General features: G+C 71.6%; 29 protein-coding genes. 10 read left to right on the top strand and 19 right to left on the bottom strand.

Annotated elements, in window-relative coordinates:
* Positions 1–84 precede the first annotated feature (84 nt).
* From CRP50_RS06800 to CRP50_RS06780, 5 genes are all read right to left on the bottom strand, one after another.
* Entirely contained in the window at positions 85–750 is a 666-nt protein-coding gene (locus CRP50_RS06800) for a class I SAM-dependent methyltransferase (RefSeq protein ID WP_245913389.1), read from the bottom strand.
* A gap of 93 nt (positions 751–843) precedes the next feature.
* On the bottom strand, positions 844–1836 hold the full coding sequence (locus CRP50_RS06795) for a phage tail fiber protein (RefSeq protein WP_097278222.1): 993 nt from the start codon (positions 1834–1836) through the stop codon (positions 844–846).
* 11 nt (positions 1837–1847) lie between these two features.
* The gene (locus CRP50_RS25495) at positions 1848–2789 is read right to left on the bottom strand and encodes a hypothetical protein (protein WP_097278221.1); all 942 of its coding nucleotides are present in this window, start codon (positions 2787–2789) and stop codon (positions 1848–1850) included.
* Positions 2789–4693: a hypothetical protein gene (locus tag CRP50_RS06785; RefSeq protein ID WP_097278220.1), complete on the bottom strand. Its 1905-nt coding sequence runs from the start codon at positions 4691–4693 to the stop codon at positions 2789–2791. The genes CRP50_RS25495 and CRP50_RS06785 overlap by 1 nt, the downstream gene beginning before the upstream one ends.
* The gene (locus tag CRP50_RS06780) at positions 4690–5259 is read right to left on the bottom strand and encodes a hypothetical protein (RefSeq protein ID WP_097278219.1); all 570 of its coding nucleotides are present in this window, start codon (positions 5257–5259) and stop codon (positions 4690–4692) included. The genes CRP50_RS06785 and CRP50_RS06780 overlap by 4 nt, the downstream gene beginning before the upstream one ends.
* 105 nt (positions 5260–5364) lie before the next feature.
* On the opposite strand from CRP50_RS06780, the gene CRP50_RS06775 reads away from it, so the two are divergent.
* Positions 5365–5661: a hypothetical protein gene (locus tag CRP50_RS06775; protein WP_097278218.1), complete on the top strand. Its 297-nt coding sequence runs from the start codon at positions 5365–5367 to the stop codon at positions 5659–5661.
* Positions 5662–5748: 87 nt separating this feature from the next.
* Here CRP50_RS06775 and CRP50_RS06770 read toward each other — a convergent pair whose 3' ends face one another.
* The 9 genes from CRP50_RS06770 to CRP50_RS06730 all read right to left on the bottom strand — a co-directional run bounded on the left by CRP50_RS06770 (position 5749) and on the right by CRP50_RS06730 (position 12210).
* Entirely contained in the window at positions 5749–6678 is a 930-nt protein-coding gene (locus CRP50_RS06770; protein WP_097278217.1) for a hypothetical protein, read from the bottom strand.
* A gap of 56 nt (positions 6679–6734) precedes the next feature.
* Positions 6735–6977: a hypothetical protein gene (locus CRP50_RS06765; RefSeq protein ID WP_097278216.1), complete on the bottom strand. Its 243-nt coding sequence runs from the start codon at positions 6975–6977 to the stop codon at positions 6735–6737.
* A gap of 51 nt (positions 6978–7028) precedes the next feature.
* On the bottom strand, positions 7029–7847 hold the full coding sequence (locus tag CRP50_RS06760; protein ID WP_097278215.1) for a phage capsid protein: 819 nt from the start codon (positions 7845–7847) through the stop codon (positions 7029–7031).
* A gap of 354 nt (positions 7848–8201) precedes the next feature.
* Positions 8202–8891: a capsid assembly protein gene (locus tag CRP50_RS06755; protein ID WP_097278214.1), complete on the bottom strand. Its 690-nt coding sequence runs from the start codon at positions 8889–8891 to the stop codon at positions 8202–8204.
* Between the two features lie 43 nt (positions 8892–8934).
* Positions 8935–9210 carry a hypothetical protein gene (locus CRP50_RS06750; RefSeq protein WP_097278213.1) on the bottom strand — a complete coding sequence of 92 codons (276 nt, stop codon included), beginning with the start codon at positions 9208–9210 and terminating at the stop codon, positions 8935–8937.
* Positions 9207–10745 (bottom strand): portal protein, encoded by a 1539-nt coding sequence (locus tag CRP50_RS06745; RefSeq protein WP_097278212.1) that lies wholly within the window; start codon positions 10743–10745, stop codon positions 9207–9209. The genes CRP50_RS06750 and CRP50_RS06745 overlap by 4 nt, the downstream gene beginning before the upstream one ends.
* A gap of 4 nt (positions 10746–10749) precedes the next feature.
* Entirely contained in the window at positions 10750–11238 is a 489-nt protein-coding gene (locus tag CRP50_RS25000; protein ID WP_141415075.1) for a hypothetical protein, read from the bottom strand.
* A gap of 112 nt (positions 11239–11350) precedes the next feature.
* Positions 11351–11845: a hypothetical protein gene (locus CRP50_RS06735; protein ID WP_176525060.1), complete on the bottom strand. Its 495-nt coding sequence runs from the start codon at positions 11843–11845 to the stop codon at positions 11351–11353.
* Entirely contained in the window at positions 11842–12210 is a 369-nt protein-coding gene (locus CRP50_RS06730) for a hypothetical protein (protein WP_097278211.1), read from the bottom strand. Before CRP50_RS06730 ends, CRP50_RS06735 begins: the two co-directional genes overlap by 4 nt.
* A 169-nt stretch (positions 12211–12379) precedes the next feature.
* Between CRP50_RS06730 and CRP50_RS06725 the strand changes: the two genes are divergently transcribed.
* The 3 genes from CRP50_RS06725 to CRP50_RS06715 all read left to right on the top strand — a co-directional run bounded on the left by CRP50_RS06725 (position 12380) and on the right by CRP50_RS06715 (position 14359).
* Positions 12380–13015, top strand: coding sequence for a S24 family peptidase (locus CRP50_RS06725; protein WP_097278210.1), 636 nt, complete (start codon positions 12380–12382; stop codon positions 13013–13015).
* Between the two features lie 83 nt (positions 13016–13098).
* Positions 13099–13404, top strand: a complete 306-nt coding sequence (locus CRP50_RS24995; protein WP_097278209.1) for a hypothetical protein — start codon at positions 13099–13101, stop codon at positions 13402–13404.
* 91 nt (positions 13405–13495) lie between these two features.
* Positions 13496–14359 (top strand): branched-chain amino acid aminotransferase, encoded by an 864-nt coding sequence (locus tag CRP50_RS06715; RefSeq protein ID WP_097278208.1) that lies wholly within the window; start codon positions 13496–13498, stop codon positions 14357–14359.
* 112 nt (positions 14360–14471) lie between these two features.
* Here CRP50_RS06715 and CRP50_RS24990 read toward each other — a convergent pair whose 3' ends face one another.
* On the bottom strand, positions 14472–14654 hold the full coding sequence (locus tag CRP50_RS24990; RefSeq protein WP_141415074.1) for a hypothetical protein: 183 nt from the start codon (positions 14652–14654) through the stop codon (positions 14472–14474).
* A gap of 281 nt (positions 14655–14935) precedes the next feature.
* Entirely contained in the window at positions 14936–16378 is a 1443-nt protein-coding gene (locus CRP50_RS06710; RefSeq protein ID WP_097278207.1) for a sigma-54-dependent transcriptional regulator, read from the bottom strand.
* A 155-nt stretch (positions 16379–16533) separates the two neighbouring features.
* Between CRP50_RS06710 and CRP50_RS06705 the strand changes: the two genes are divergently transcribed.
* From CRP50_RS06705 to CRP50_RS06695, 3 genes are all read left to right on the top strand, one after another.
* On the top strand, positions 16534–18345 hold the full coding sequence (locus CRP50_RS06705; RefSeq protein ID WP_097278206.1) for a mechanosensitive ion channel family protein: 1812 nt from the start codon (positions 16534–16536) through the stop codon (positions 18343–18345).
* A 73-nt stretch (positions 18346–18418) separates the two neighbouring features.
* Positions 18419–18730: a cupin gene (locus tag CRP50_RS06700; protein ID WP_097278205.1), complete on the top strand. Its 312-nt coding sequence runs from the start codon at positions 18419–18421 to the stop codon at positions 18728–18730.
* Between the two features lie 92 nt (positions 18731–18822).
* Positions 18823–19080, top strand: a complete 258-nt coding sequence (locus tag CRP50_RS06695; protein ID WP_097278204.1) for a hypothetical protein — start codon at positions 18823–18825, stop codon at positions 19078–19080.
* Positions 19081–19288: 208 nt separating this feature from the next.
* Here CRP50_RS06695 and CRP50_RS06690 read toward each other — a convergent pair whose 3' ends face one another.
* The 3 genes from CRP50_RS06690 to elbB form a co-directional block, all read right to left on the bottom strand.
* Positions 19289–20146, bottom strand: a complete 858-nt coding sequence (locus CRP50_RS06690) for a DUF3800 domain-containing protein (protein WP_097278203.1) — start codon at positions 20144–20146, stop codon at positions 19289–19291.
* A gap of 70 nt (positions 20147–20216) precedes the next feature.
* Positions 20217–20645, bottom strand: a complete 429-nt coding sequence (locus CRP50_RS06685) for a PaaI family thioesterase (protein WP_097278202.1) — start codon at positions 20643–20645, stop codon at positions 20217–20219.
* A 5-nt stretch (positions 20646–20650) separates the two neighbouring features.
* Positions 20651–21346, bottom strand: a complete 696-nt coding sequence (elbB, locus tag CRP50_RS06680; protein WP_097278201.1) for an isoprenoid biosynthesis glyoxalase ElbB — start codon at positions 21344–21346, stop codon at positions 20651–20653.
* 85 nt (positions 21347–21431) lie between these two features.
* Here elbB and CRP50_RS06675 point away from each other — a divergent pair, with 85 nt between their 5' ends.
* From CRP50_RS06675 to cobA, 3 genes are all read left to right on the top strand, one after another.
* Positions 21432–22934 carry a carboxypeptidase M32 gene (locus tag CRP50_RS06675; RefSeq protein ID WP_097278200.1) on the top strand — a complete coding sequence of 501 codons (1503 nt, stop codon included), beginning with the start codon at positions 21432–21434 and terminating at the stop codon, positions 22932–22934.
* 70 nt (positions 22935–23004) lie between these two features.
* Entirely contained in the window at positions 23005–23403 is a 399-nt protein-coding gene (locus tag CRP50_RS06670; protein WP_097278199.1) for a hypothetical protein, read from the top strand.
* A 51-nt stretch (positions 23404–23454) separates the two neighbouring features.
* Positions 23455–24264, top strand: coding sequence for a uroporphyrinogen-III C-methyltransferase (gene cobA / locus CRP50_RS06665; RefSeq protein ID WP_097278198.1), 810 nt, complete (start codon positions 23455–23457; stop codon positions 24262–24264).
* The last annotated feature ends 41 nt before the right edge of the window (positions 24265–24305 follow it).

Below are 24305 nucleotides of genomic sequence, written 5' to 3'. Positions count from 1 at the left end.
CCTTTCGGCAAAAGCGAAGGCCGCGCCCCCGGTGGGGAGCGCGGCCTGGAGAGAGGGGCCGGCGGCGGCCGGGCGGCGGTCGGGTCAGCCGCCGGGAACGCGGAAGCGCAGGAAGCGCACGACGTCGCCGACGACGAAGCGGTCCTCCACCGGCTCCAGCCCGGCCGCCACGGCGTGACGGTCGTAGGCGGCGGTGTAGCGGGCGGCGAAGGCGAAGTTCAGCCACGGCGCCATGAGGTCTTCCCACGCCCGCGCCAGCGGTTTGCGCGAGCGGGCGTAATCGAGCACCCGGATCTCGCCGCCCGGCCGGACGAGCCGCGCCAGTTCGGCCCAGGCGGGGCCTTGCGCGTCCTCCGGCACGACGCAGAAGACGAAGGTGGCGACGGCGGCGTCGAAGGAACCGGCGGGCAGGCCGGTGGCGGTCAGGTCGGCCTCGCGGAAGCTCACCGCCCGGCCGAGCCGCTCCGCCCGGCGGCGGGCGCGGTCGAGCATGGCGGGGCTGAGGTCGACCGCCGTCACCAGCGCCCCCGCCGGATAGGCGGGGATGTTGCAGCCGGTGCCGGCGCCGGCGTCGAGCACCCGCCCGGTCAGGCCGGCGAAGGCGGCATGGCGCAGCCGCGCCTTCCACGACCGCTCGTAGACGGCGTCGAGCAGGTCGTAGACGGGGGCGATGCGCTGGTACTTGCGGCGGCTTTCGGCGGTGGCGCCGGAGGCGGCGAGACTGGGGGCGGCGGGCGACGACTCGAACACGATGCACAGGCTCCCTGTAAACGGTCGGTCGGACGGCGGACGCGCCGCCCACCCGCCGGTTGTATGCCATCGGGCCGGTGCGGTGGATGAACCCTACGTGTCGATGCGCGCCCACTCCGGCAGCGCCTGGCCGGGCCGCGTGCCGATGAGGGCGGCGGCGGCCGTCGCGGCGGCGGTCGCGGCACGGTCGGCAGCGCGCTCCGCCGCCACGCGGTCGAGCAGGGCGCCGTCCGCGGCGCCCAGGGCCTCGGCACGGGCCCCCTGCGCCGCCGTGACGGCATCGCCGACGGCGGCGGCGTTACGCTCGGCGAGCCAGACCAGCGTCTGCGCCTCCGCCGTCCACTGGCCGGTGGCCGCCGCCTCGCCCGCCACCGCGGCGGCTGAGGCATCGGCGGCGGCGGCATCGGTCGCGGCGGCCGCACCGGCGGCCTGGGCGGCATCGCGCGCCGCCTGCGCCATGAGGGCGGCTTCCTGGGCGTCGACGGTGGGGATGAGGATGGCCTCCGTCGCCGCCGCCGCCTGCTGGGCGGACGTGGCGGCCTGGGCGGCGGCGGCCTGGGCGGCGGTCAGGGTCGCCTGCACGTCGGCGCGCGCCTGGGCGAAGTCGGCCGGGTCGTTGGTCAGGCCGCTGGCGTCGGCGTTCCAGCCGATGGCCTTGCCCGGCTGCGGCGGCGGCAGCACCAGGCTCGCCGTCGACGGGTCGGTGGGCGCGAGGCGCAGGGCGCGCGACAGGTCCACCTCCAGCTGTTGCAGGACGGCGGTCTGGTAGTCCAGCTCGTCGTTGACGACCTTGGCGCGGAAGGCGCCGCCTTCCTGGAAGTCGCTCACCCGCTGCACCGCCAGGCGGCGGCGCAGGGTGACCAGCGTCCCGGCGGCGGGCGCGGCACCGAAGGAGACCGTACCGCCGCCGTCGCTGCCGGCACCGGTGGTGGTGAAGCCGGTGGTGGCCCGCACCTCGCCGAGCCAGACCTCCAGGTCGGCCGTCTTGAAGATGGGGAAGGGATACGCGAAGTCGCGCACCGTTCCGTCGGCGACGTACTGCACCCGCGGGCGCAGGTCGCCGATGACGATGTGGTCGGTGGTCACGGTCGGTGTCCTCACAGGTTGGACAGCAGGCGCCCCGCCAGGGGCAGGAAGAAGTCCGCCGCGTTGGGCCGTGCCACCGGCGTCCGGCTGGCGGAGGCGGCGGAGGCGGCGGCGGCGGAGGCCCCGGCGACGCCGGCGCGGGCGGTGTCGACGCGGGTCTGCATCCAGGCGTCGGCGAGCAGGCGGTTGGCGGCGCTGTCGGCGCGGTAGAGCGCCAGCTCGTTGTCGTGCGCCAGTTCCGCCGCCGCCTGCTGCTGGCGCTGGGTCAGATCGCCCACGGTCAGCAGGGCGCGCTGGCGCATCTGGCCGAGGGCGAGCAGGTTGCGCTCGCGCGTGCGCTCCACCTGCGCCCACAGGTCGCGGGCGGAGGCGGCGGTCGTGTCGGCGGCGGCGAGGTCGCGGGCGGCGGCTTCGTCCACCATGCCGGTCATCAGCGCCGCGGCGGAGGTGGAGCCGCGCAGGCCCGCCGCCCCGAAGCGGGCGCGGGCGCTGGCCTGGGCGCGCTTCAGGTCGGCTTCGCGCAGGCGGGCCGCCTCCGCCGCCTCGGCCTGCAGGCGGCGCTGGTCGGCGTCGGCGGCGGCGCGGGCCTGGGCCTCGGCGAGCTGCGCCTCCTGCTCGGCGACGCCGAGGTGGTAGGCGTTCCACTGCTCGCTCGCCGCCCGTTCGGCGCCGGCGATCTCGCCCTGCAGCCGCGTGCGCCACTCGGCTTCGGCGGCGGCGGCGCGGCGCAGTTCGGCGGCGTCCTGCTCGGCGCGGCTCTGCTCGTAGGCGATGCGCTCCTGCTCGGCGGCGCGGGCATCGGACTGCGCCACCGCCAGCGCGCCGCCGTCGTCGAAGGTGACGCGGGCCGGCGTGCTGCGGGACTTGGCATCGGAATAGGCGCCGTAGACGGTGAGGGCCGGGCCGAGGAGGCTGCGGCCGACGGTCACGGCGGAGCTGGCGAATCCACCCATCAGTCGGTCACCTTCAGTTCGGTGGTTACGGAAAGGATCGTGCAGGGCAGCGGCGACGCCTGGTCGACCCGCCACACGGGGCCGATGGCGTCGCGCTTCCAGCCGATGGCACGCACGGCGAGGTCGCCGGTGAAGGCCGGCGGCGGGCTGTCGAGCACGCCCGAGGCACCGAGCCGCTTCACCGGCACCGGCGTCGCGCCGCGGCCGGTATCGACGGTCAGAACCTGGGTCTCCAGCACACGGAAGGTGGCGCGGATGAGCCGCAGCGCGCCGCCCTGGCGCACCCCGCCCGGCCCCACCACCACCGGCGGCAGCGGCTCCACCCGGTGGCGGAAGGGCAGGCCCACCTGCACACGCGACACGGCATAGGGCAGATCCACCGCCCCGCCGCTCACCACGGCATCGGGCAGCTCGGCCCCGTCGCCGAGCACCTGCACCGTGCGCCCCTCCAGATGGTCGAGGCCGGTCCAGCGGGCCTTCGCGGTCGTGCTCTCGCCGGCCAGGGCGCAGTCGAGGCCGAAGTCCTCGTCGAACTGCTCGATGTGGAAGACCCCGGCGCGCTCCACCAGGACGAACACGGCGGTGCCGACCACGGCCACGGCGCGGAAGGCGCCGTCGGTCTCCTGCCGGGTCCAGCCGGAGACCTGCTCGGCGCGGTAGTTGGTGACGGTGGCGAGCCCGCCGTCGGCCATGACGATGTAGACCAGCCGGCGGTAGGCGTCGTAGTCCATGTCCACCGGCCCGGTCATCAGGTGGCGCGCCACCAGGGCGAGGTCGCCGGCCTGATAGGCCTGCTCGGCATCGGTGAACAGGAACTCGCGCAGCTCCTTCCCGCCGGCGCCGATGAACAGGGTGGCGCCGTCGACGTCGCGCGGCGGCACCTGGCGCCCCGAGGGCGTGCCCACCCGCGTCTGCCGCCGCACCGAGGCGGTGACGGGCGTGACCGGATCGCCGGAAACGGTCCATTCGGCGCCGGTGGTGAAGACCTGCAAGGTGCGGCCGGAGAACACGGCGCGCACGGCGTTCACCTGGTCGGACACGATGCCGAAGTCGATGGCCTCGTCGTCCAGGCCGGTGCCGGTGTCGAAGTTGAAGTAGTCGCCCGACTTGGACAGCCACACCCGGTTCGGCAGATCGCGCGAGCCGCCGATCACCAGCCGGTCCTGGTGGAAGGTGACGCTCACCGGCCAGCCGCGCACCGCCGAGAAGGCCTGCTCCGTCCAGTCCTTGGTGGCGGTGGTCGAGGCCAGCGTCTGGTAGACCTGCGCCGTCGCCGAGCGCGGGCCGGCGACGGCGGTGATGCGCACCTCCTTGCCGCCGATGCGAAAGCGCGTCTCCACGTGATCGGCGACGAACAGATCCTCGCTCGCCGTCAGGGTGACCGTGCCGGAGGTCGCCGAGGGCGTCAGCGTCGCGAAGGTGGTCGCGAACTTGTAGTGCGGTTGGAAGCGCACGTTCTGCACGTCCATCCAGTACCACTTGGAGATGGTCCAGGTGGTATGGCTGGTGCGGGTGATCTTCTGCGGCTCCACGTCGGGGTGGACCACCAGCAGCGTGTCGGCCGACTGGGTCCACGAGATGGCCGCCAGCTGGTCCGCCGTCCACGGCGTGGTCAGCACGGCGATGCGGCTGTCGTTCATGTAGACGGCCATCTTCTGGTGGGTGAACACCAGCAGGTAGGTCTGTTCGGTGTTGAACTCGAAGGCGACGAGGCGGCCGTTGCCCTCGATGTCGTCCACCCAGCGGGTGCCGCTGCGGCGCGACACGCCGCCGGTCGGGTGGATGACCACGTTGCGCAGGGCCGCCGCGCCGTTCTCGTAGGCGCGCAGGTCGCCGCGCCCGTAGAGGCGGGGCGACAGCTCGCCGGCGGAGAAGTTGGTCTTGGTCTGGACGACGCTGGTCATCGGCGGGCCTCGATCAGGGTGAAGTCCTCCACCGCCGCCGGCGATTCTTCCTGCGCGTCGATCAGGCGGGCGCGGCGCATCTCCTCCTCCGCCAGGCGGTGGAGCAGTTCGGCGCGGCTGGTGCTTTCGGTCAGCGGCAGGCAGAACTCGGCGGCGAGGCGCAGGATGAGCGCCTGGTCGAAGAAGGGCGGAAAGCTCTCCTCCGGCGGGCGGAAGACGTAGGTGAGCGTCACCGCCGCCGTGTCGGCGTGCAGGCGGCGCTCGGCGATGCGGTAGCGCAGGCCACGCCCGCGCTCACCGCTGCCGGCCGACAGCGCCCGCAGGAAATCGGCGGGCAGTTGGAAGGCATGGGCGAAATCGGCCACCGGCTGGGCGGCCAGCGGCGCCAGGCGCACCTGCGCGGTGGCAAAGTTCCACGGGTGCGCCGACAGAAGCGCGTCGCGGGCGGACGGATAGAGGTTCGCCGCCACCTCGGCCTCCGCCGTCCCCTCGTCGAACGAGGCGATGCCGGTGGCGCCGATCTTCAACAGGGCGCGCGAACACAGGGCGATGGCTGTCAGGCTCACTGGCGAGTCCTCCTTTTTATATACCTGAGACTGTATAACCACGGTGATATTGCAGATTCTCTGCCAAGGGCCATTTCCGGGACTTCGGAAACAAGGAGAACCGGCATGAATTGGCAGTCTGCTTGTGAAGCACTGAATGCAGGTAAGCGTCTTCGGGTGGTGTATGACGGCGAGACCCGCATCATCGAGGTTCACGCGGTCGGCGTTTCGACCGCCAATAACGAGTGCATGCGGGTCTGGCAGGTCGAAGGAGGGAGTGTCTCTGGAGAGGAAGTGGGCTGGAAGCTCATGACGCTGTCAAAGGTCACGAAGCATCAGCTTCTGGAAGAAGCTTCGCAGGCGCCGCGCCCTGGTTATAAGAAGGGCGACAGCCACATGAAGGAGATATACTGTCAGCTTTAGACCGCCACAGTCGCACGGGCCGGCCGCATAGGCCGGCTCGTTGTGCACACTGCAGTCAGAGTAATGGCGGGTTCTCATCTATTTCTCCTAGCGCGTCAGCAGCTGCAGGTCGGCGTCGGCGAGGCGGCGGGGGAAGTAGGCGGCGTGCAGGACGTGGCCGTTGAGCGGGTCCGTCGCCGTGCCCTCGCTGCCGAGCCACAGGCTGGCGGCGGCGGGGATGGCGGCGGGGGCGGCCGTCTGCACGGCGCCGCCGTCGATGCAGAAGGCGGCGGAGCCGGCCTTGTAGGCGAGCGCCATGCGCACCGTCTGGTCGGCCGCCACCGCCGAGCCCGTCAGCGACAGCTGGCTCGCGCCGCCGCTGAAGATGGTCGCCTGCGGCGCCCGGGCGGGGTCGAAACGCAGCACGATGCGGTTGTCGGCGCTGCCGTCGCCCAGCTCCAGCGCCGTCTGCAAGCCGCCGATGCCGAGGGTCGAGCACTGGACGTAGAGCGTGCCTTCGTCGGCCTTCAGGGCGAAGTCGGTCGCGTCCACCCGCGCCGTCTCCACCCCGCGCGTCACCTGGGCGCCGGCGGTGGGGATGATGGAGGTGGCGTAGGCGCCGCTTTCCAGCTGCAGGCCGCGCACGTCGCCCGACAGCGCCAGCGTCACCGTGCCGGCGCTCGCCGTCTGGGTCAGCGGGGCCGCCTCGGTGGCGCTGCCGGTCATGGCGCCCGAGGCGGTGACCGTGCCGCCGCCCACCAGCGACAGGGTCCAGGTGCCGGCGCCGATGGTGATGTTCTGGCCGGCGGGCGTCAGGCTGTTGAGCACCAGGTTGGTGCGCGCGCCCTCCAGCCGCCAGCCGCGGTAGACGCCGGTGGTGCGCACGAAGTCGTGGCGCAGGCCGTCGGCGGCGACGGCGGCGAGCGTGCCGGTGGCGTCGACGCGGGTCGCCGTGCCGGTGCGGGCGAAGCGCAGCGTCGGCGGCGTCTTGCCGGGCCGCGCCAGCAGGTTGAGGGTCGGGAAGATGTCGATGGTCATGGGGCTCCCCCGGACAGAGACGGGGCCGGAGGCGCAGGTCCTCCGGCCCCGGTGGCTCAAACGGCGGCGGTGGTGACGACGCCGCCCGCGACGCCGGCGACCCGCATCAGCACGGTGACGGGCGCCGTGCCGGTGTCGCTGGTGACGATCATCAGGTCGCCCGTGTTGATCATCTCCGCCGCGCGGTCGAAATAGCCGCCGGCGGCGATGGCGGCGGCGGCATCGGCGCTGGCGTAGTGCCACAGCGTGAAGCCGTTGGCGTAGGCCAGCACCGACAGGTCCTTGGACTGGAAGGCCATGGTCGGAAGTCTCCGGATGCGATGGAAAGGAAGGAGGAAGGGGCGGCGCGCTTACGCCTCGAGGCAGCGCAGCGCGACGACGCCCGCCGGGTCGATGAGCTTGGAGCCCTGCGACATCATGTTGTTTACGAAGTGCGCCGCCCGGTCGCCGTGCCACGACACGTCGGTGATGACCTCCGACCCGATGGCATGGCCGACGGCGGTCTTGTGGTACCAGTAGCAGTAGCGCACGCCGCTCGCGACGGTCAGGCCCGAGTGCGGCATCCACAGGGTACCGAGCCACTTCTTGGCCTGGGTGCCCTGCCACGGCAGGTCGGATTCGCCGATGTAGTCGGCGTTGGAGAACTCGGGGATGGCGAGCAGGTCCGACCACTGCTTCCAGCCGACCACGGCGTAGCGGTCGCCGTCGTCGGGCACGTCGGCCTCGCCCAGCATCTCGAAGGCCTTCAGCACCTTCTCCTTGGTGAGCGCGGTGGAGCCGTCGAGCGCGTAGTTGGTGGAGCTGTCCAGCTCCTTGATGATGAGTTCGTCGGTCTTGCGGCCGAGCGCATAGGCGCCGGCCTTCACCAGCACCTGGCGCTCGTCGATGTTGGTCTTCAGCTCGTCCAGCCGGTCGACCCAGTCACCGGCGTAGTAGTCGTAGAGCTGGCATTCGACCGGCGTGTGGTCGAGGTTCATGACCGGCACCTTGCCGTGCCGCGCCTTGGTGGAGGCCGTGCCCTTGCCGACCTTCTGGAAGACGGTGGACGACCCCTGGACGTCGTTCTTGGTGCGCACGGTGTTGCGCAGCTTCGAGCCCATGGTCTGGAAGGCCAGGTGGACGTCGGCCTGGAAGTGCTTGACGAAGGACTGGTCGATCTTGGTGGACATGCGGATGGTCCTCTGCGTTTGGGACAAATGGTGAACGATGAAGGGAGGGCGAGGGCGGTTGCGCCCCTTTCCCCTCTCCTCCCCCTCCTCTCTCCCTCGCTCCATTGTCATGCCCGGACTTGATCCGGGCATCCACGGCTCCCCTGCCGCCCGCCGTGGAGGGCGCCGCGCCCACGGTCGCCGCCGGTGACGCCGTGGATGGCCGGGTCGAGCCCGGCCATGACAATGGGAGAGGGAGGAGAGAGGGCGGGAGAGAGGGAGGGAAAAGGGAGGGGGGACGGCGCGCGATCGCCTTGGAGTACTTGGTGCCTTGGTGGCTACCCCCTCGCCCGACGGCGGCCCGTCAGGCGGCGGTCACGCCTGGCCGGGGTACAGCCGCTTGAACCCGTCCGCGACCTTGCGCATGACGGTCGGGTCGCGCTCGCGCCAGTACTTGGGGTCGCGCATCAGGGCCTTGATCTCGTCCTCGCCGGCCGGGCCGGCGGCGCCCTTCTCCAGGCCGCCGAGCGCCGGCTCGCCGGACTGCATCATGCGCCACAGGGCGACGACGCCGTCGGCGGTGGACGACAGCGCCGTCAGCACGTCGGCCGGCAGGTTGGCCTTGCCCCAGGCGAGCAGCTGGCGGCTGATCTCGGCCCAGCGCTCCTCGCCGCCGAAATGCTCGACCAGGCGCGACAGCTCGCGGTCGCCGTCCATTTCGGACGCCATGCTTTCCAGCACCGGCAGGATGCGCTCGGCGGCGAGGTCGTAGACCAGCTGCACCTGCTGCGGCGTGAAGCCGGCGCCGTGCAGGCGGGCGTTGACGGTGGGGTCCGGGGTGAGCAGCGCATGCGGCGCCGTCACCTGATAGGCGTCGGGCGTCTCCGGCACGCCCAGCGCGGCGCGGAAGGCGGCGACGCTGGCCGGATCGGCGTCCGGCCCGGGCGGGCGCACCATGCCCTTGGAGGTTTCGAGCAGGTCCATGTAGGCGCCGAGCAGCGCCTCCACGTTCGGCTGCCCGGTCGCCGGGTCGAGGAACTCCGGCGGGAGGGTACGGTTGGTCATGAACGACTCCTTCGCGGGAAGAAGAGGGTGAAGAGGACGCCCTTCACCCCGCCCGCCCCCGCTCCACCAGGGCGAGCAGGTGGAGGACGAGGGCGCGCTGGCCTTCCAGATGGCGCAGCGCATCGGGCGGGGCATCGGGGCCGAGGGCGCGGTCGAGCGTCAGCGCCCGCAGGACGCCGAGCGCGCGCCGGCCATCGTCGCCGCGGAAGACGCGGGCGAAGAGCAGCGCCGCGTCGTCGGGCTCGGCCGGCGGACCGGCGCCCCCGGCCCCGGGGTCGAGGCCGTCCCAGCCGTCGGGGAGGGAAAGCGTGGACGTCACGACACGCCTCCCCCCGCCGCAGCCGGAACGGCCCCGGTCGGGTCGGCGAGGACCGGCGGCGGCGGGGTCTCCGCCACCGCCGGGGCCTCGCGGATCAGTTCGGCCGGCACGCCGAGCGCCCGGCCGAGCCAGCGGGCGGCAGCGCCGGTATCCACCGCCTCCGCCGCCGCCGGCCCCAACCCGGCGACCGAGGTCAGCCAGGTGAGGGTGTTCTGGGCGTCCGACTGCGCCTGCGTGCGGGCCAGCGGCGACTGGTAGACCAGGTCCACCACCCGCCCGTCGGCGCGGACATCGACGATCTCGCCGCGCCGCCGCAGGATGCCGAGCGCCCGCATGACCAGCGGCGTCAGCAGTTCCGACTGCAACCGGCCATAGGTGGCGCCGAGGATGCGCGCCATCTCGGCGGAGCGCTCCATCACCTCGGTCGCCGTCATGCGCGGGGCGTCCACCTGCCCCAGGCGGTCCACCAGCAGGGCGTGGCGGATGCGGCCGCGCAGGTCTTCCAGCACCAGCTGCGAGACGTCGAACTTGCCCGGCGCCTCCAGCGGCGTCAGGCCCTGCGAGCCGACCGCCTTGGGGATGATGGCGCCCGGCACCAGACGGATGTTGGCCGGGTTCAGCACGCCGTCGTCATCGGCCTGCCAGATGCCGGTGACGGCGATGGAGGCGTTCTTGAGGATCAGCTCCACCACCTTGTTGGCGGTCTTGATGTCGGGCAGCGTCTTCATCACCGGGCTGCGGCCATAGGCCTCGCCCGGCGCCTTCAGCCAGCGGAAGGTGACGAAGGGCGAGCGGGCGAAGGTGCCCTGCGCCAGCACCGCCGCGTCGGCGCCCGCCCCTTCCGGGTCGAGCAGCGCCGTATAGGCGAAGCCGCCGCCGTGCGGTTCGGGCAGCACGCATTCCAGCACCGCGAAACGCGCATCGGCGTCGTTTTCGGCCCGCCGCACCAGGGTGTCGGGCACCGCGGCGGCGGGGAAGCGCTCGCGCAGGGTGGCGAGGCTCGCTTCCGAGCGGCGGAAGGTGACGTCGAGGCGGCCCGAGGCGCCTTCCTCCACCACCAGTTCCGACAGCGGCACGGCGGTGAAGCGGAAGGCCGACGGCTGGCCCGGCGGCGCTTCCTCGAACAGCAGGCTGGCGGTGCCGGCAATCACCAGGTCCAGGTAGGCCTGGTGCATCTCCACGGCGAAGTTGGAGCGGTCGAAGTGGCCGCGCACGATTTCCGCCGTCTTCTCCAGCAGGGGCGCCACGGCGGCGCGTTCCTCGGGCGCCAGTTCGACGCCGGCGGCGAGGCCGAACCAGCGCGCCCACGGCGGCGTCAGCTCGGCGAGCAGGCTGGCGGCCAGCTGGTCGACAGCATCGGCGGCGGTGCCGTCGAACAGGCGGTCGACCCGCCGCGCGCCTTCGCCGCCGCCCCCGCCGGAGTCGCGGCTCGGCAGGGTGAAGTCGTAGCACTCGCGCCAGTGGCTTTCCCACGCCGAGCGGCGCGAGCGGGCGGCCCGGTAACGGCGCAGCAGCGCCTCGGTGTCGGGGGTCATGGGATCATTCTCCCAACAGGGTCTTGCGCGGGCCGAGGGTCGGCAGCGGCGACAGCACGCCGCGCCACGAGGTGGCGACGGTGGCGGCGCGGGCACGGTCGTCGCGCTCCTGCTGCTCGCGGCGGCGGCGGGCGGCCTCGGCGGCCGAATCGGGCGCCGGCGCGGCAGGCGACGGCGCGGGTGACGGGGCCGGGGCGGACGGACGCGGCGTACTGCCGCCACCGCCGCCACCACCACCGGAGGACACCGGAACCGGCACTTCGACACGGTGGATGATGATCTGCGGCGTGCTCGCGGCCGGGGCCGGGGCGGGGGCCGGGGCCGGCGGAGGGGGCGGCGGCGGCGGCTTCGGCAGGTCGGGCGTGGGCAGGCGGATGGGCTCGGCCTTGCCCTGGTCCACCAGGCGCTGGTGCGCCATGAAGCTGTACATGAAGGCTTCCATGATGGCCTGGTTCGGCGTCTGCGGGGGCGGTGGGGACGAGAAGCCACCCATGGGCGGGGTCTCCCTGCTCGGCTGATGGAGGCGCCGGCGGCGGCCATGAAAAAACCCGCCGGACCTGGGGTCCGGCGGGCTTCGGGCACACCTGTGGCGTTGACAGGAGGGACTATGCCCCCATTTCGCTCCCCTTGTCAAGATTTTTTTCCTTGTTAGGAACGACGCCCTCGACGGTGAGCGCCCGGTACAGTTGCCAGGGGGTGAAGACGCCCGGCAGGCGCAGGCCGAGCAGGCGCTTCACCGCCTCGACGCAGGTATAGGGCCGCCACGGTGCCAGCCGCGGCGCCGGCTCCACCGCCTCGGCGGCGACCACGGTGAGGCCGAGGTGACGGAACCACGGTTCCGGCTGCCAGCCGGCCAGTTCGGGCACCACGCGCAAGGTCGTCCAGTGCGACAGGGGATCGACGATCACCCAGGCGCCATCCACCTGCACCACGGCGAAGCAATGGCGGAAGCCGGGGCGCAACAGCCGCAGCCAGGCGAGGTCGGTGTGGTCGGTGAACACCACGTAGGCCGGCACGCCACGGCGCGCCCGCGCCTGCACCGCCGCCGCACCGCGCGGGCGGGCGGCGGCTCCGGGGGACAGGGCGGCGGCGGCGATCATGCCACGATCCCCTTGGCGCGCAGCGGCGTGGTCAGGCGGTCGAGCGCGTCGTCCCACAGGCGGGCGGCGACGGCTTCCTCGGCCAGGCGCGGGTCGGGCGGCGTCAGGCGGCGCCCGAACACCGCCAGCACCCGCAGGTGGCGGCGGTCGATGAGGCGGCGGCGCAGCAGCGCCAGGGCGGCGCGCCACAGGTCGTCGGGGTCGCAGGGACGGGCGACGGCGCCGGCGTCGGCGACGAATCGGGCGCCTTCGTCGCGGGCGATCTGGCACTGCCAGAACCACAGCCACGCCTCCTCGGCGCTGAAGAACGGTTGTGCTGGACGGGAACTGGACACGCGGAAGGCGTGAGCACGGGCCTGTGCCATGGCGGAAACACTCCTCGGCTGGACCGGATGGTCCGGATGGGATGGACCGGAACGGTCGGAACAAAAGAAGAACAACCGCGAGTGTTAGGACTGCTGACCCAGGGCGTCAAGGAATTTTGCGGAATTTGTTCTTACTGCGCTTTCTGTCCGCCTGTAAGACCATGTTCCCATGCTGACCCATTCCCAGATCTGGCGCGCCATCGACCGCCTGGCGCAAAGCAAGGGCTTCTCCCCCTCGGGGCTGGCCCGCCGTGCCGGACTGGATTCCACCACCTTCAACCGCAGCAAGCGCACCACGCGCGAAGGCAAGCCGCGCTGGCCGTCCACCGAGTCCATCGCCAAGATCCTGGACGCCACCACCACGTCCTTCGCCGAATTCACGGCGCTGGTGGAAGACCGCAGCTACGGCGGCCCGGCGCCGCGCACCATCCCGCTCATCGGCTTCGCCCAGGCCGGCCAGGCCGGCTACTTCGACGACGCCGGCTATCCGGCCGGCGCCGGGTGGGACGAGATCCGCTCGCCGGACGTCACCGACAGCCATGCCTATGCGCTCGAGGTGTCGGGCGACTCCATGCAGCCGGTCTACCGCGACGGCGACCGCCTGATCGTGTCGCCCGATTCGTCGCTGCGCCGGGGCGACCGCGTGGTGGTGCGCACCCGCGACGGCGAGGTGATGGTGAAGGAACTGCTGCGGCTGTCGGAAAAGCGCGTGGAACTGCGCTCACTCAACCCCGCCCACGGCGACCGGACGCTGGAGCGCGAGGGCGTGGAATGGATCGCGCGCGTGGTGTGGGTCAGCCAGTAGGCGCCGACCATTTTCCTTGACCGCGGGGAAAGGAATATGATCCCATAACCGGCCGCCAGCATTCGCGCCGGAGCCCCTCGCCCATGTCCTGCCCCGATCCCGCCGCCCTGGAGGCGCTGGAGCGCCGCTTCACCGGCCCCGTCCCGCGCGCCTTGCGCGACGCACTCGCCACGCCGCCGGCCGAGGTGATCCGCCGTCGCGCCGCCGCCCGTGCCGCCGCGCTGGCCCGCTTCGCCGCCGAGGCCCGCGCCGCCGCCTGCGCCTTGCGCAGCGGTCGACACCTGACCGACGACCTCAGGCTTCGCCTCGCCGGACCGGCGGAGCGTCTCGCCTGGGCGCGCGAGCGGGCCGAGGGCTGGCGGCGGCGTGCCGAGGCCCGCATCCCATAGCCTTTCGGCCCGTTGGACAACCGCGGGTTCTCGTGTCTATGCTGGTCGTTCCCGCCGAACAACGACAAAAGCGAACGAATCGAGGAGCGCCATGAAGGGGCATATCGCGACGGACGGACTCGTCTACGCCGACGGCGACTGGCACGTGGGGAACCCGAAGCTGCTGGGGCCGCGCACCCATGGGGTGTGGCTGGGCTCGGTGGTGTTCGACGGCGCCCGCTACTTCGACGGCGTGGCGCCCGACCTGCTGCCCCACTGCGAGCGCGCCGTGCGCTCGGCCCGCGTCCTCGGCATGCGCCCCATGCTGACGGGCGCCGAGATCGCCGAACTGGCGTGGGAGGGCATCCGCCGCTTCCCGCGCGACGCCCAGCTCTACATCTGTCCGCTGTTCTGGGGCGACCAGGGCTTCATCATGCCCGACCCCGACGCCACTCGCTTCGCCCTGTCGATCTACCAGTCGCCGCTGCCGCCGGCGACGGGCTTCGCCGCCCGGCTGTCGAGCTTCCGCCGCCCGGCCCGCGACACCGCGCCGACCGAGGCCAAGGCGAGCTGCCTCTACCCCAACACGGCGCGCGCCGTGGCCGAGGCCAAGGAAGGCGGCTACGACACCGCCGTCATGCTCGACCCGGCCGGCAACGTGGCGGAATTCGCCTATACCAACCTGTTCTACGCCAAGGACGGCGTCGTCCACACGCCGGCGTGGAACGGCACCTTCCTCAACGGCCTGACGCGCCAGCGCGTCATCAAGCTGCTGGTGGAGGACGGCGCCGAGGTGGTGGAGCGGGCCATCACGTGGCCCGAGCTGATGCAGGCGGACGAGGTTTTCGCCACCGGCAACTACCAGAAGCTCGGCTGGTGCCGGCGCCTGGGCGACCGCGATTTCCAGCCCGGCCCGTTCTACGAACGCGCCCGCCGGCTGTACTGGGAGTTCGCCCGCCGCCACGGCGGCGCGTGACGCGGCAGGACGGCCCAGGGTCTGAAAAGAGGAAAATCAGGAGGGTGGGGAGGCGGCGCCAGGCGCCCCTCCCGCCGCCGGGCAGGTCGCCCGGCGCGGGATTGCGCGTGCGTCAGCCGACCATGTCGGCGACGATACGGCGGATGTCTTCCGGCGACAGCGAGGTGCCGGTCTTCATGCCTTCGCCCGGCAGCGGCCGATCGGCGGCCGACTTGGAGGCGGCGGACAGGATGCCGCGCGGAGCGGCCGGACGGTGGCCGCGAATGTCGACGTGGCCGTGTTCCATCATATGCATTTACTCGTTCCCTTCGTTCTTATTGTTGGTCTAGCCATCCCTGGATGGAGACGCCAACCTGATCCGGGAGTTAGCCGGAACCCGCGGCGATCTTCCATCACGGTACTGTTAAAGTTAGACGTCGCATTCATGCCGGACAAGAGTCCGCGCGACATCCTTCCCGTCTGGGTGAGGCAGTCCTGGCCTTTCGGCCGATTGCACCGGCACAAACGCAGAAGGCGCCCCTGCCGTTCGGGCAGGCCGTGCCGGAGTGATGACGAGACGGACGCTTGCGCCGCGCCTCAGGCGCCGACGGCTTCCGTCTCGCCCGCCTCCCATGCCGCCTTCTTGCGGTAGATGGTGGAGGCGGAAATGCCGAGGGCGGCCGCGGCCCGCGGAATGTTGCCGTCGAAGGCGGTGATGGCCGCCTCGATGGCGTCCCTCTCCACCTGCCACAGGGGCTTGATGGCCTCCGTGCCGGCCTCGGACCTGGCCCCGGCGCCGCCATTGTCCACCGCCCGCAGGGGCGGCAGGGTGGCGCGGTTCACCTGGCCCGGCAGCGATCCCCGGCTGTTGACCGGCGGCGGCAGCATCTCGGCCGCCACCAGCGGTCCGTCGTTGAGCACGACGGCGTTGAGGACCACGTTCTGCAATTGCCGCACGTTGCCCGGCCAGGGGTAACGCAGCAGCAGGTCTTCCGCCTCCGGGGTGAAGCCCTCGAACGCCTTGCCTTCCTGCGCGGAAAACCGGGCGAGCAGGCTGCGTGCGATTTCCAGCACGTCACCGTCGCGCTCTCGCAAGGCCGGCAGATGCAGGGGGATCACGTGGAGGCGGTAGTAGAGGTCTTCGCGGAAGCGGCCTTCCTCGACCTCCTTCAGCGGGTCCCGGTTGGTGGCGCAGACGATGCGCGCATCCACTTTCTCCAGAACCTCGCCGCCGACACGCATATAGGTACCTGTCTGGAGAAAACGCAAGAGTTTTGTTTGCAGTGCCGGTTCCATCTCGCAGATTTCGTCGAGGAACAGGGTGCCGCCGTCGGCCCGCCGCGCCGCGCCGTCGCGCGCCGCCACCGCTCCGGTGAAGGCGCCCTTCACGTGGCCGAAGATCTCGCTTTCCATCAGCCCGTGCGGGATGGCGCCGCAGTTGATGGCGACGAAGGGCCCGTTGGCGCGCTTGCTCTGGCGATGCAGGGCTTCCGCCGCCAGTTCCTTGCCGGTGCCGCTTTCGCCGGTGACGAAGACGGTGGCGCCGGTCGGCCCGGCCGCCTGGACGATGCGGTAGACCGACTGCATGGCCAGCGACGAGCCGATGAAGCCGTGGAAGGTGGCGCGCCCGAAGTCTTCCTTCAGCGTCTGCACCTGGGTCTTCAGACTGAAGCGCTCCAGCGCGTTGGCGAGCGTCACCTTCAGGCGATCGGCGTTGAACGGCTTGACCAGGAAGTCGTCGGCGCCGGCCTGCATGGCCTCCACCGCCATGCCGATGGAGCCATAGGCGGTGGCGACGATGACCACCACCGGCAGCTCGGCGCGGCGGATGTGCGCCAGCACCTCGAGGCCGGAAATGTCGGGCAGCCGCACGTCGAGCAGCACGGCGTCGGGCAGGTCGGACTCCAGTGCCGCCAGGCAGCCCCGGCCGGTCTCGACGTGGTCGACCTCGTACCCCGCCTGGGTCAGGAAGGCTTCCGTCATGCGGGCGATGGAGAGCGTGTCCTCCACCATCAGAACCCGTGCTGCCCGTCGCGTCATGTTTCCCCCGCGGCCACCCCGCCGGCCGTGCGGCGATACCCCTGCACGCTATCCAGCGCTCCCGGCGGCGGCCTTGTCAAGCCTCGCCGCCCCAACCGCGGCCGCCTCGCGCGCGTTGGATGAACGGCATGAGGTTCCGTCGTACCATAGATCGAATGGCCCGCCCCGCCGCGCTGCTCGCCGTCCTGTTCGGCCTGCTGGTGAGCGCCGCCCTGCCGGCCGCCGGGCAGGACGCTCCGGGCGGCGGCGCGCCCACCCCTGCCGCCGCCAGCGGCGCCGGCGGCGATCAGGGCGCCGACGCCGTCCCGCCGTCCGACCGGGTCGAGGACGACACCAGCAGCGAGGCGCGCAAGCTGTGGCGCCCGACGGCGGCGCTGAACGTCGGCCTGCCCGAGGTGGCGGAACCGCCCGACCGCGCCACGCCGCGCAGCGCGCTCGCCGCCTTCATGGACAGCGCCGCCGCCGGCGATTACCTGCGCGCCGCCCGCGTCCTCGACCTCGCCGACGTGCCCGAGGACCAGCAGAGCAGCCGCGGCTCCACCCTCGCCCGGCAACTGCACTACCTGCTCGACCGCAAGGTGAGCATCGACTGGCACGCCATCCCCGACCGCCGCGACGGCGGCCGCGGCGACCGCAGCGGCCAGGCGGAGGTGGCGCCGGAACCGCGCCGCTACATCGACGTCGCCGAACTCACCCTGAACGGCCGCCCGGTCGGCATCCTGCTGGAGCGCGTGAAGCCGCGCGGGCAGGAGCCCCTATGGCTGTTCCCGCCGACGGTGGTGGAGCAGACCCCCCGCCTCTACGACGAACAGGGGCCGAGCCTGCTGCAGCGCCGCCTGCCCGACCTACTCACCCAGAACACGGTGCTGGAGGTGCCGGTGTGGGAATGGATGGGCCTGGTGCTGTTCGCCGGCGGCTGCATCCTGCTCGGCTGGCTGGTGCGGCTGGTGCTGGGCGTCGTGTGGCGGCGGTCCGACGCGCGGTGGACGGCGGGGCTGACGGGTCAGGTCTCGACGCCGCTCATCGGGCTGGTCGGGCTGGTCGCCTTCAAGCTGCTCATCGGCGCGCTGCTGAACCTGACCGGGCCGATCCTGCGGTGGATCGACACCGCCACCCTGGTCGCCATCGTGCTGGCCGCCACCTGGCTCGCCATCCGCCTCGTCTCCCACGCCGCCGACGTGGTGGGCGCCCCCTTCCTCGGCCGCAGCGAGAGCGAGGAGGACCCGGAAGCGCGCCGCCGCCTCACCCAGATCAGCGTCGGCAAGCGGCTGATGATCTTCATCGTGCTGGTGGCCGGCATCGGCATGGGCCTCAGCTTCTTCGAGGAAAGCGCGACGGTCGGCCTGTCGTTCCTGTTCTCGGCGGGTGCCGCTTCGGTGATCCTCGGCATCGCCGCGCAGTCGGTGCTGTCCAACATCCTCGCCGGCATGCAGATCGCCATCACCGAACCAGTGCGCATCGGCGACAACGTGGTGTTCGAGGGCGAATGGGGGTGGGTGGAGGAGATCACCTATACCTACGTCACCATCCGCACCTGGGACAAACGCCGGCTGGTGGTGCCGCACAGCTACTTCCTGGATCACCCGGTGGAGAACTGGTCCAAGTCGGCGCCGCAGATGATCATGCCCGTCTTCCTGCACGCCGATTACCACGTGCCGGTGCAGAAGGTGCGCGACAAGCTGGCGGAACTGCTGGAGGCGCACAAGGACTGGGACCATGCGCAAGCCCCCAGCCTCTACGTCACCGCCCTGACGCCGCACACGGTGGAACTGCGCGCCCTGGTCTCGGCCCGCGATCCGCTGACGGCGTGGTACCTGCACGCCGAGGTGCGCGAGGAACTGCTCGCCTACCTGCAAGGCCTCGACGGCGGCCGCTACCTGCCGCGCCGGCGGGTGCAGGCGGTGGACGACGACGGCGACGCATCGGCCGACGTCGCCGACCGCGCAGCCGGCGAGGAGGGCGCCTAGCTCGACGGCCCCGGCTTGACGGCCGGCCGCGCCGCCGCCTATGTGGAGGTCCCCCAACCGGAGCCCTCCCGCCATGCGCTTCATCGAGTCCCGCGACTTCACCGCCGACCGCCCCTGGGGCGCCCTGCCGCTCGGCGAGGTGGACGGGGTGACGGTGAAGGTCCACTGGACCGACCAGCCCTACAAGTGGCACGTCAACGACGGCGCCGAGGTCTTCCTGGTGCTCGACGGCGCGGTGGACATGCACTGGCGCGAGAACGGCGGCGAACACGTCCGCCGCCTCGGCCCCGGCGCCGCCTGCTTCGCCGAAGAGGGCGACGAACACGTCGCCCACCCGGTGGGCGCGGCGCGCATCCTGGTGGTGGAGCGCAAGGGGAGCGTCTGAGGGCTTACCCCGCCCGCGCCCTCCCCCCTGGGCGGCGCGGGTGGTTTCATCGGGGCTTCCGTTCGCTGCATGTCATCGGCAGGAGGCCCCCCATGCGCCGGTTCCTCACCGTCCTCGTCCCCACCGCCTTCGGCGTGCTGATCGGCGTCGCCCTGGCGCAGCAGCCCTTCGCCCAGAGCACCCCGCTGAAACCCACCACCTTCGCCGAGACCATCGTCTCCGCCGGCGAGGTGGAAGAGGGCATGACCGGCGCCTGGGTGCTGTCCAACGACGGCACCCTGCGCCTGTGCACCGGCCGCCTGCTGGCGAAGCCGGAGAAACCGGTGTGTTCGGAGGGGGTGGCGCCTTAGGGGTGGGTCAAGGGCATCCGCTGCCGTGGATGCATGGCGGATGCCCCGGCCTCACGGGTTTCTATTGCAATCGGGCTTCGGACATTCAACCAGAACCTGCATCACAATGGTTGCCGCCCCTCTTTAGGTGTTGACTTGGCAGCCCCGTTGCGCCATATCTCTGCGTGGAGGCTTTGTGGATCTCGGTTCGCATTGCCTTTTTTCTTTTTCAGGCCGGCACCGGCCGATCGGCGAGCGTCGGGATGAGCTTGAAGCCCCGCATCCGGTAGTCGCTGCCTGCCTCGCCCTGGTACTGCATCTGGAGCACCAAGCTGGCGAGATTATCCAGCTCACGGCGCCGGGGCTCTGTCATGTTCCGCAAGCGGACGGCCCAGGAAATGACGTAGGCCGCGATGTCGGCCATCTGGATCATCGTCGTCAGGTCGCTGTGGACGAACATGGGCTCGGGCACGATCAGCCGCGACCGCGTCCGTCCGTTCCCCGTGTAGATGAAATAGTCGTACATCCGGGTGATAAGGCGTTGGCTTTCCGCCTTGTCGAGTTCATCGAAGATCACGAGCCCCATCGGATCATCGGCGAACCCGTTGAGGAAGTGGTAGTATCGCTCGAAGAGAAATGCGTAATCGCGCCGCAGATGATCGCCGTCTGTTCGCGCGGCGCGGGCCGGCACGATACTGGCGAACGCCTTCACGCCATGCGACTGGCAGATCCGCAGGCCCTCCATGCAGTACGCGATTTTCGCCTGAGCCAGGGCCGTCAGCTTTCGCCGCGACACGGCCGTCCCGTCTTCGAGGATGGACCGGGCGAGTGCCTGCCGTTCGCTGTTGGGGATGATCGGCAGTTGCTCGGCGTGCGAGAAGACCTTCTTCTTCAACAGCTTCTGCGCCTTCGCCTCCTTGCCGTAGGCGCGGAACAGCCTCAGCCCGAAGTGGTGCGTCTGCAGATCGTTGAGTTGGCGGATGATCGGCCACAGCTGCCGATCTTCCACCGCCAACCCGGCAAGAACCTCATAAGGAGAGTCGTGCCCATCGGTCCCGCTCTCGTCGATGAACAGCAGCCAAGCCACGGCGTAAAGTTCCCCAAAGCATCGAAACGAACGACACTCTACGAGAAACTTTTCAAAAGCGCTACTTACACTACCGCCGCGGCGGGATCGAATACGTCCCCGTGCAATGCGCGATCGCCCGGCCGTCGTCTTCCGCCGTGATGGTCACCGCCGCTACCACCAGACGCTTGCCGGCCTTCAGCGTGCGGCCGCGGGCGATCACGCTGGAGGCGCCCGGCGGCTCCAGGATGTCCACCGCCATGCTGGTGGTCACCGCCAGCGCCACCGGGCCGACGTGGCTCAGCACCACGCCGTAGAGCGTCAGGTCGGCCAGGGCCATGAGCACCGGCTCGGCCATGCGGTCGCGCCGGGGGCCGCGCAGCAGGTCGGGGCGCTGGGCGACGCGCAGGGTGGCCGTGCCGTCGCCGATCTCCAGCGTCTCGATGCCGAAGACCGGCACGAAGGGCGCGTCGGCCTCGATGATGCGGTTGAACTCCGCCAGCGTGATCGCCGCAGCCATGCCCCTTACGCCGCCTCGGTGACCGAGCCCGGCGTCTCGCCGCGGGCCAGCGCCAGCACCGCCGCCACCACCGCGTTGGCGCCGGTGTCGATCTGCGTGATGGTGGCGTCGAGCATGTAGCACGGCGTGGTCGCCACCTTGGCGGCGGCATCGACGATCACGCCGCCGTGGCCGGTGACGACGTGACGGCCGCCCATCTTCTCCACCGCCGCAGCCACGTCGGGGCTCGACCCGATGGTCACCTCCACCGGCGCCAGCAGCTTGGCGAGGATGGTCGGCGCGATGCACAGGGCACCGATGGGCTTGGCGGCCGCCTTGGTTTCCGTCACCGCCCGTTCCACGTCGGCGTGGACGCGCATCTCGGCGCCGTCGAAGGCGAAGGACGACAGGTTCTTGGCGGCGCCGAAGCCGCCGGGGAAGACCAGGGCGTCGAAGTCGTCGGCGCGGTATTCCTTCAGGTCCTTGATGGCGCCGCGGGCGATGCGGGCCGCTTCCGTCAGCACGTTGCGGGTGTCGACGGTATCCACCTGCCCCGTCAGATGGTTGATCACGTGGGCCTGCGGGATGTTGGGCGCGAAGCAGGCATAGGTCGCGCCCTGCTTTTCGATGGCGAGCAGAGTGAGCACCGCCTCGTGGATCTCCGACCCGTCGTAGACCCCGCAGCCCGACAGCACCACCGCGACCTTCGGCTTCTCGACCATGACGTTCGTCCTCCTCCTCGGTATGGTTGCCCGACGGGGGTGCGGCGGCTTAGATAGCGGGTGCACCCCCCGGTATGAGGAAATCATGGCCGAAGTCACCGCCTACGCCAACCTCGAGCGACAGTTCGCCCGCCTGTCCGACGTCAACGGCGCCGCCGGCATCCTGCATTGGGACGCCGCCACCATGATGCCCGAGGGCGCCGCCGAGGCGCGCGGCGACCAACTGGCGACGCTCGCCGCCATCGGCCACGACATGACCACCGATCCGCGCGTCGCCGAATGGATCGCCGAAGCGGAAGCGGCCGCCGGCGCGCTGTCCGACTGGCAGCGCGCCAACCTGCGCGAGATGAAGCGGTCCTACGTTCACGCCGCCGCCGTGCCCGGCCATCTGGTGGAGGCGCTGTCGCGCGCCTGTTCCTCGTGCGAGATGACGTGGCGCGCCGCCCGCAAGGCGTCCGACTTCAAGGCCGTGGCGCCGAAGCTGAAGCTCGTCCTCGACCTGACGCGCGAGACGGCCCAGGCCAAGGCGGAGGCGCTGGGCCTGACGCCCTACGACGCGCTGCTCGACCAGTACGAGCCCGACGGCCGGGCGGAAGACATCGACCTGCTGTTCGGCGACCTGGAATCGGTGCTGCCCAACCTGCTCGGCGAGGTGATGGAGGTGCAGGCGCGCCGCCCACGCCCGGTGCTGCCCAAGGGCCCCTTCCCCATCGAGAAGCAGCGCGAGGTCGGCGTCGGCTTCATGCAGACGCTCGGCTTCGACTTCGCGCGCGGCCGGCTCGACGTTTCCGCCCACCCGTTCTGCGGCGGCGCCACCGACGACGTGCGCCTGACCACCCGCTACGAGGACGACGATTTCAGCCGCGCCCTCATGGGCGTGCTGCACGAGACCGGCCACGCCCTCTATGAACTCGGCCTGCCCGCCGACTGGCGCCGCCAGCCCGTCGGCCAGGCGCGCGGCATGAGCGTCCACGAAAGCCAGTCGCTGCTCATGGAGATGCTGGCCTGCCGCTCGCGGGCCTTCCTCACCTGGGCGACGCCGCGCCTGCGCCAGACCTTCGGCGGCAGCGGCCCGGCGTGGGAGGTCGAGAACCTCTACCGCCTCTACACCCGCGTGCAGCCCGATTTCATCCGCGTCGACGCCGACGAAGTGACCTATCCGGCGCACGTCATCCTGCGCTACCACCTGGAGCGCGCCATGATCGACGGCGCCCTGCAGATCGACGACCTGCCCGGCGCCTGGAACGACGGCCTGCAGCGCATGCTGGGCATTACGCCGCCCGACGACGCCCGCGGTGTACTGCAGGACATCCACTGGTACGACGGCGCCTTCGGCTACTTCCCCACCTACACGCTGGGCGCCATGACCGCCGCCCAGTTGTTCCGCGCCGCCTGCGGCGAGGTCGACGGCCTGCTCGACGGCATCGCCGGCGGCGACTTCCGGCCGCTGCTCGGCTGGCTGCGGGAGAACGTGCACCGCCACGGCTCCCACCTGACGACGCCGGAGCTGATCGTGCGGGCGACCGGGGAATCCCTCGGCACCAAGGCCTTCATCGACCACCTGCGCGGCCGTTACCTGGAAGACTGAGCGGCCACCCGGCGGCGGGCGTTGAGCGGGTGATCCCGCCCGCCCGTCCGCCTGCCGGAGGCCGCCGCCCATGCCGTTCCGCCTGACGCCCGCCGCCACCGTCGTCGCCCTCCTGCTGCTCGCCCCGCCCGCCGCCGCCCAGGACGACCGGCCGAGCCTCGGCGACGCGCTGGCCGCCCGCGACGGCGAGGCCAGCACCTGCGGCCTCGTCGCCGCCGGCATCCTGGAACAGGCGGTGGCGAGCCTGCGCCTCGACGCCACCGCGGCACAGGCCGGCCTCGTGCTGGCGCAGGCGCCCTTCGGGGCCTACCGCGACCTCGGCTGCAACGTCGATCTGCTGCGCGACATGCTCGACTGCACCACCGCCGCCTGGCTGCGCCTGCGGCGGGAGGCGGAGCCCGCCGCGGACGGCACCGTCGCGCCGCTCTACGCCGCCGCCGTGCGCTGCGCCGCCGATCCCGGCCTGTGACGCGACACCAACCGCTGGCATCGCGCGCGGGCTTGCGCTAGCGTGCGCCGCATGGAGACGCTTCCCTTCACGCTGCCGGCCTTCGAGCCCGGCTGGGTCTGGCTGGTGGGTGCGGGTCCGGGCGATCCCGGCCTGCTGACCCTGCTGGCGGCACATGCCCTGCGCTCGGCCGACGTGGTGGTCTACGACGCCCTGGTGGACAAAGGCGCGCTGGCGCTCGCCGCGCCGGGGACGGAGCTGGTCTATGCCGGCAAGCGCGGCGGCAAGCCGAGCCCGAGCCAGCCCTCCATCACCGCCTCGCTCATCGACTTCGCCCGCGCCGGCAAGCGGGTGCTGCGCCTGAAGGGCGGCGACCCCTTCGTGTTCGGCCGCGGCGCCGAGGAAGCCGTCGCCCTGGCGGAGGCCGGCGTGCCCTTCCGCGTGGTGCCCGGCATCACCGCGGGCATCGGCGGGCTGGCCTATGCCGGCATCCCGGCGACGACGCGCGACACCAACGCCGCCGTCACCTTCGTCACCGGCCACGCCTCCACCGGCGAGGTGCCCGACGGCATCCGCTGGGACGACCTCGCCAAGGGCAGCCCGGTGATCGTGTTCTACATGGCGCTGAAGCACCTGCAGACCATCGTCGACCGCCTGATCGCCGGCGGCCGCGACCCGAACGAGAGCGCCGCCATCGTCGCCTCCGCCGCCACCCCGGCGCAGCGGGTGGTGACCGGCACGCTCGCCGCCCTGCCCCGCCTGTGCGCCGAACACGGCATCGAGCCGCCGGCCATCGTGGTGGTCGGCGACACCGTCACCTTCCGCGACCGCCTGGCGTGGTGGGAACCGGCGGGGACGGCGGTGGAGCGGGTGACGGTGTAGGGGCGGCACGGCCCTCGCCCCGCCCCGCCATTGACCTATAT

It is taken from the genome of Caenispirillum bisanense, assembly GCF_900230255.1.
Lineage (GTDB): Bacteria > Pseudomonadota > Alphaproteobacteria > Rhodospirillales > Rhodospirillaceae > Caenispirillum > Caenispirillum bisanense_A.
Note: the sequence above shows the minus strand (reverse complement) of the source record. Positions and strands in the feature narration are given on the sequence as shown.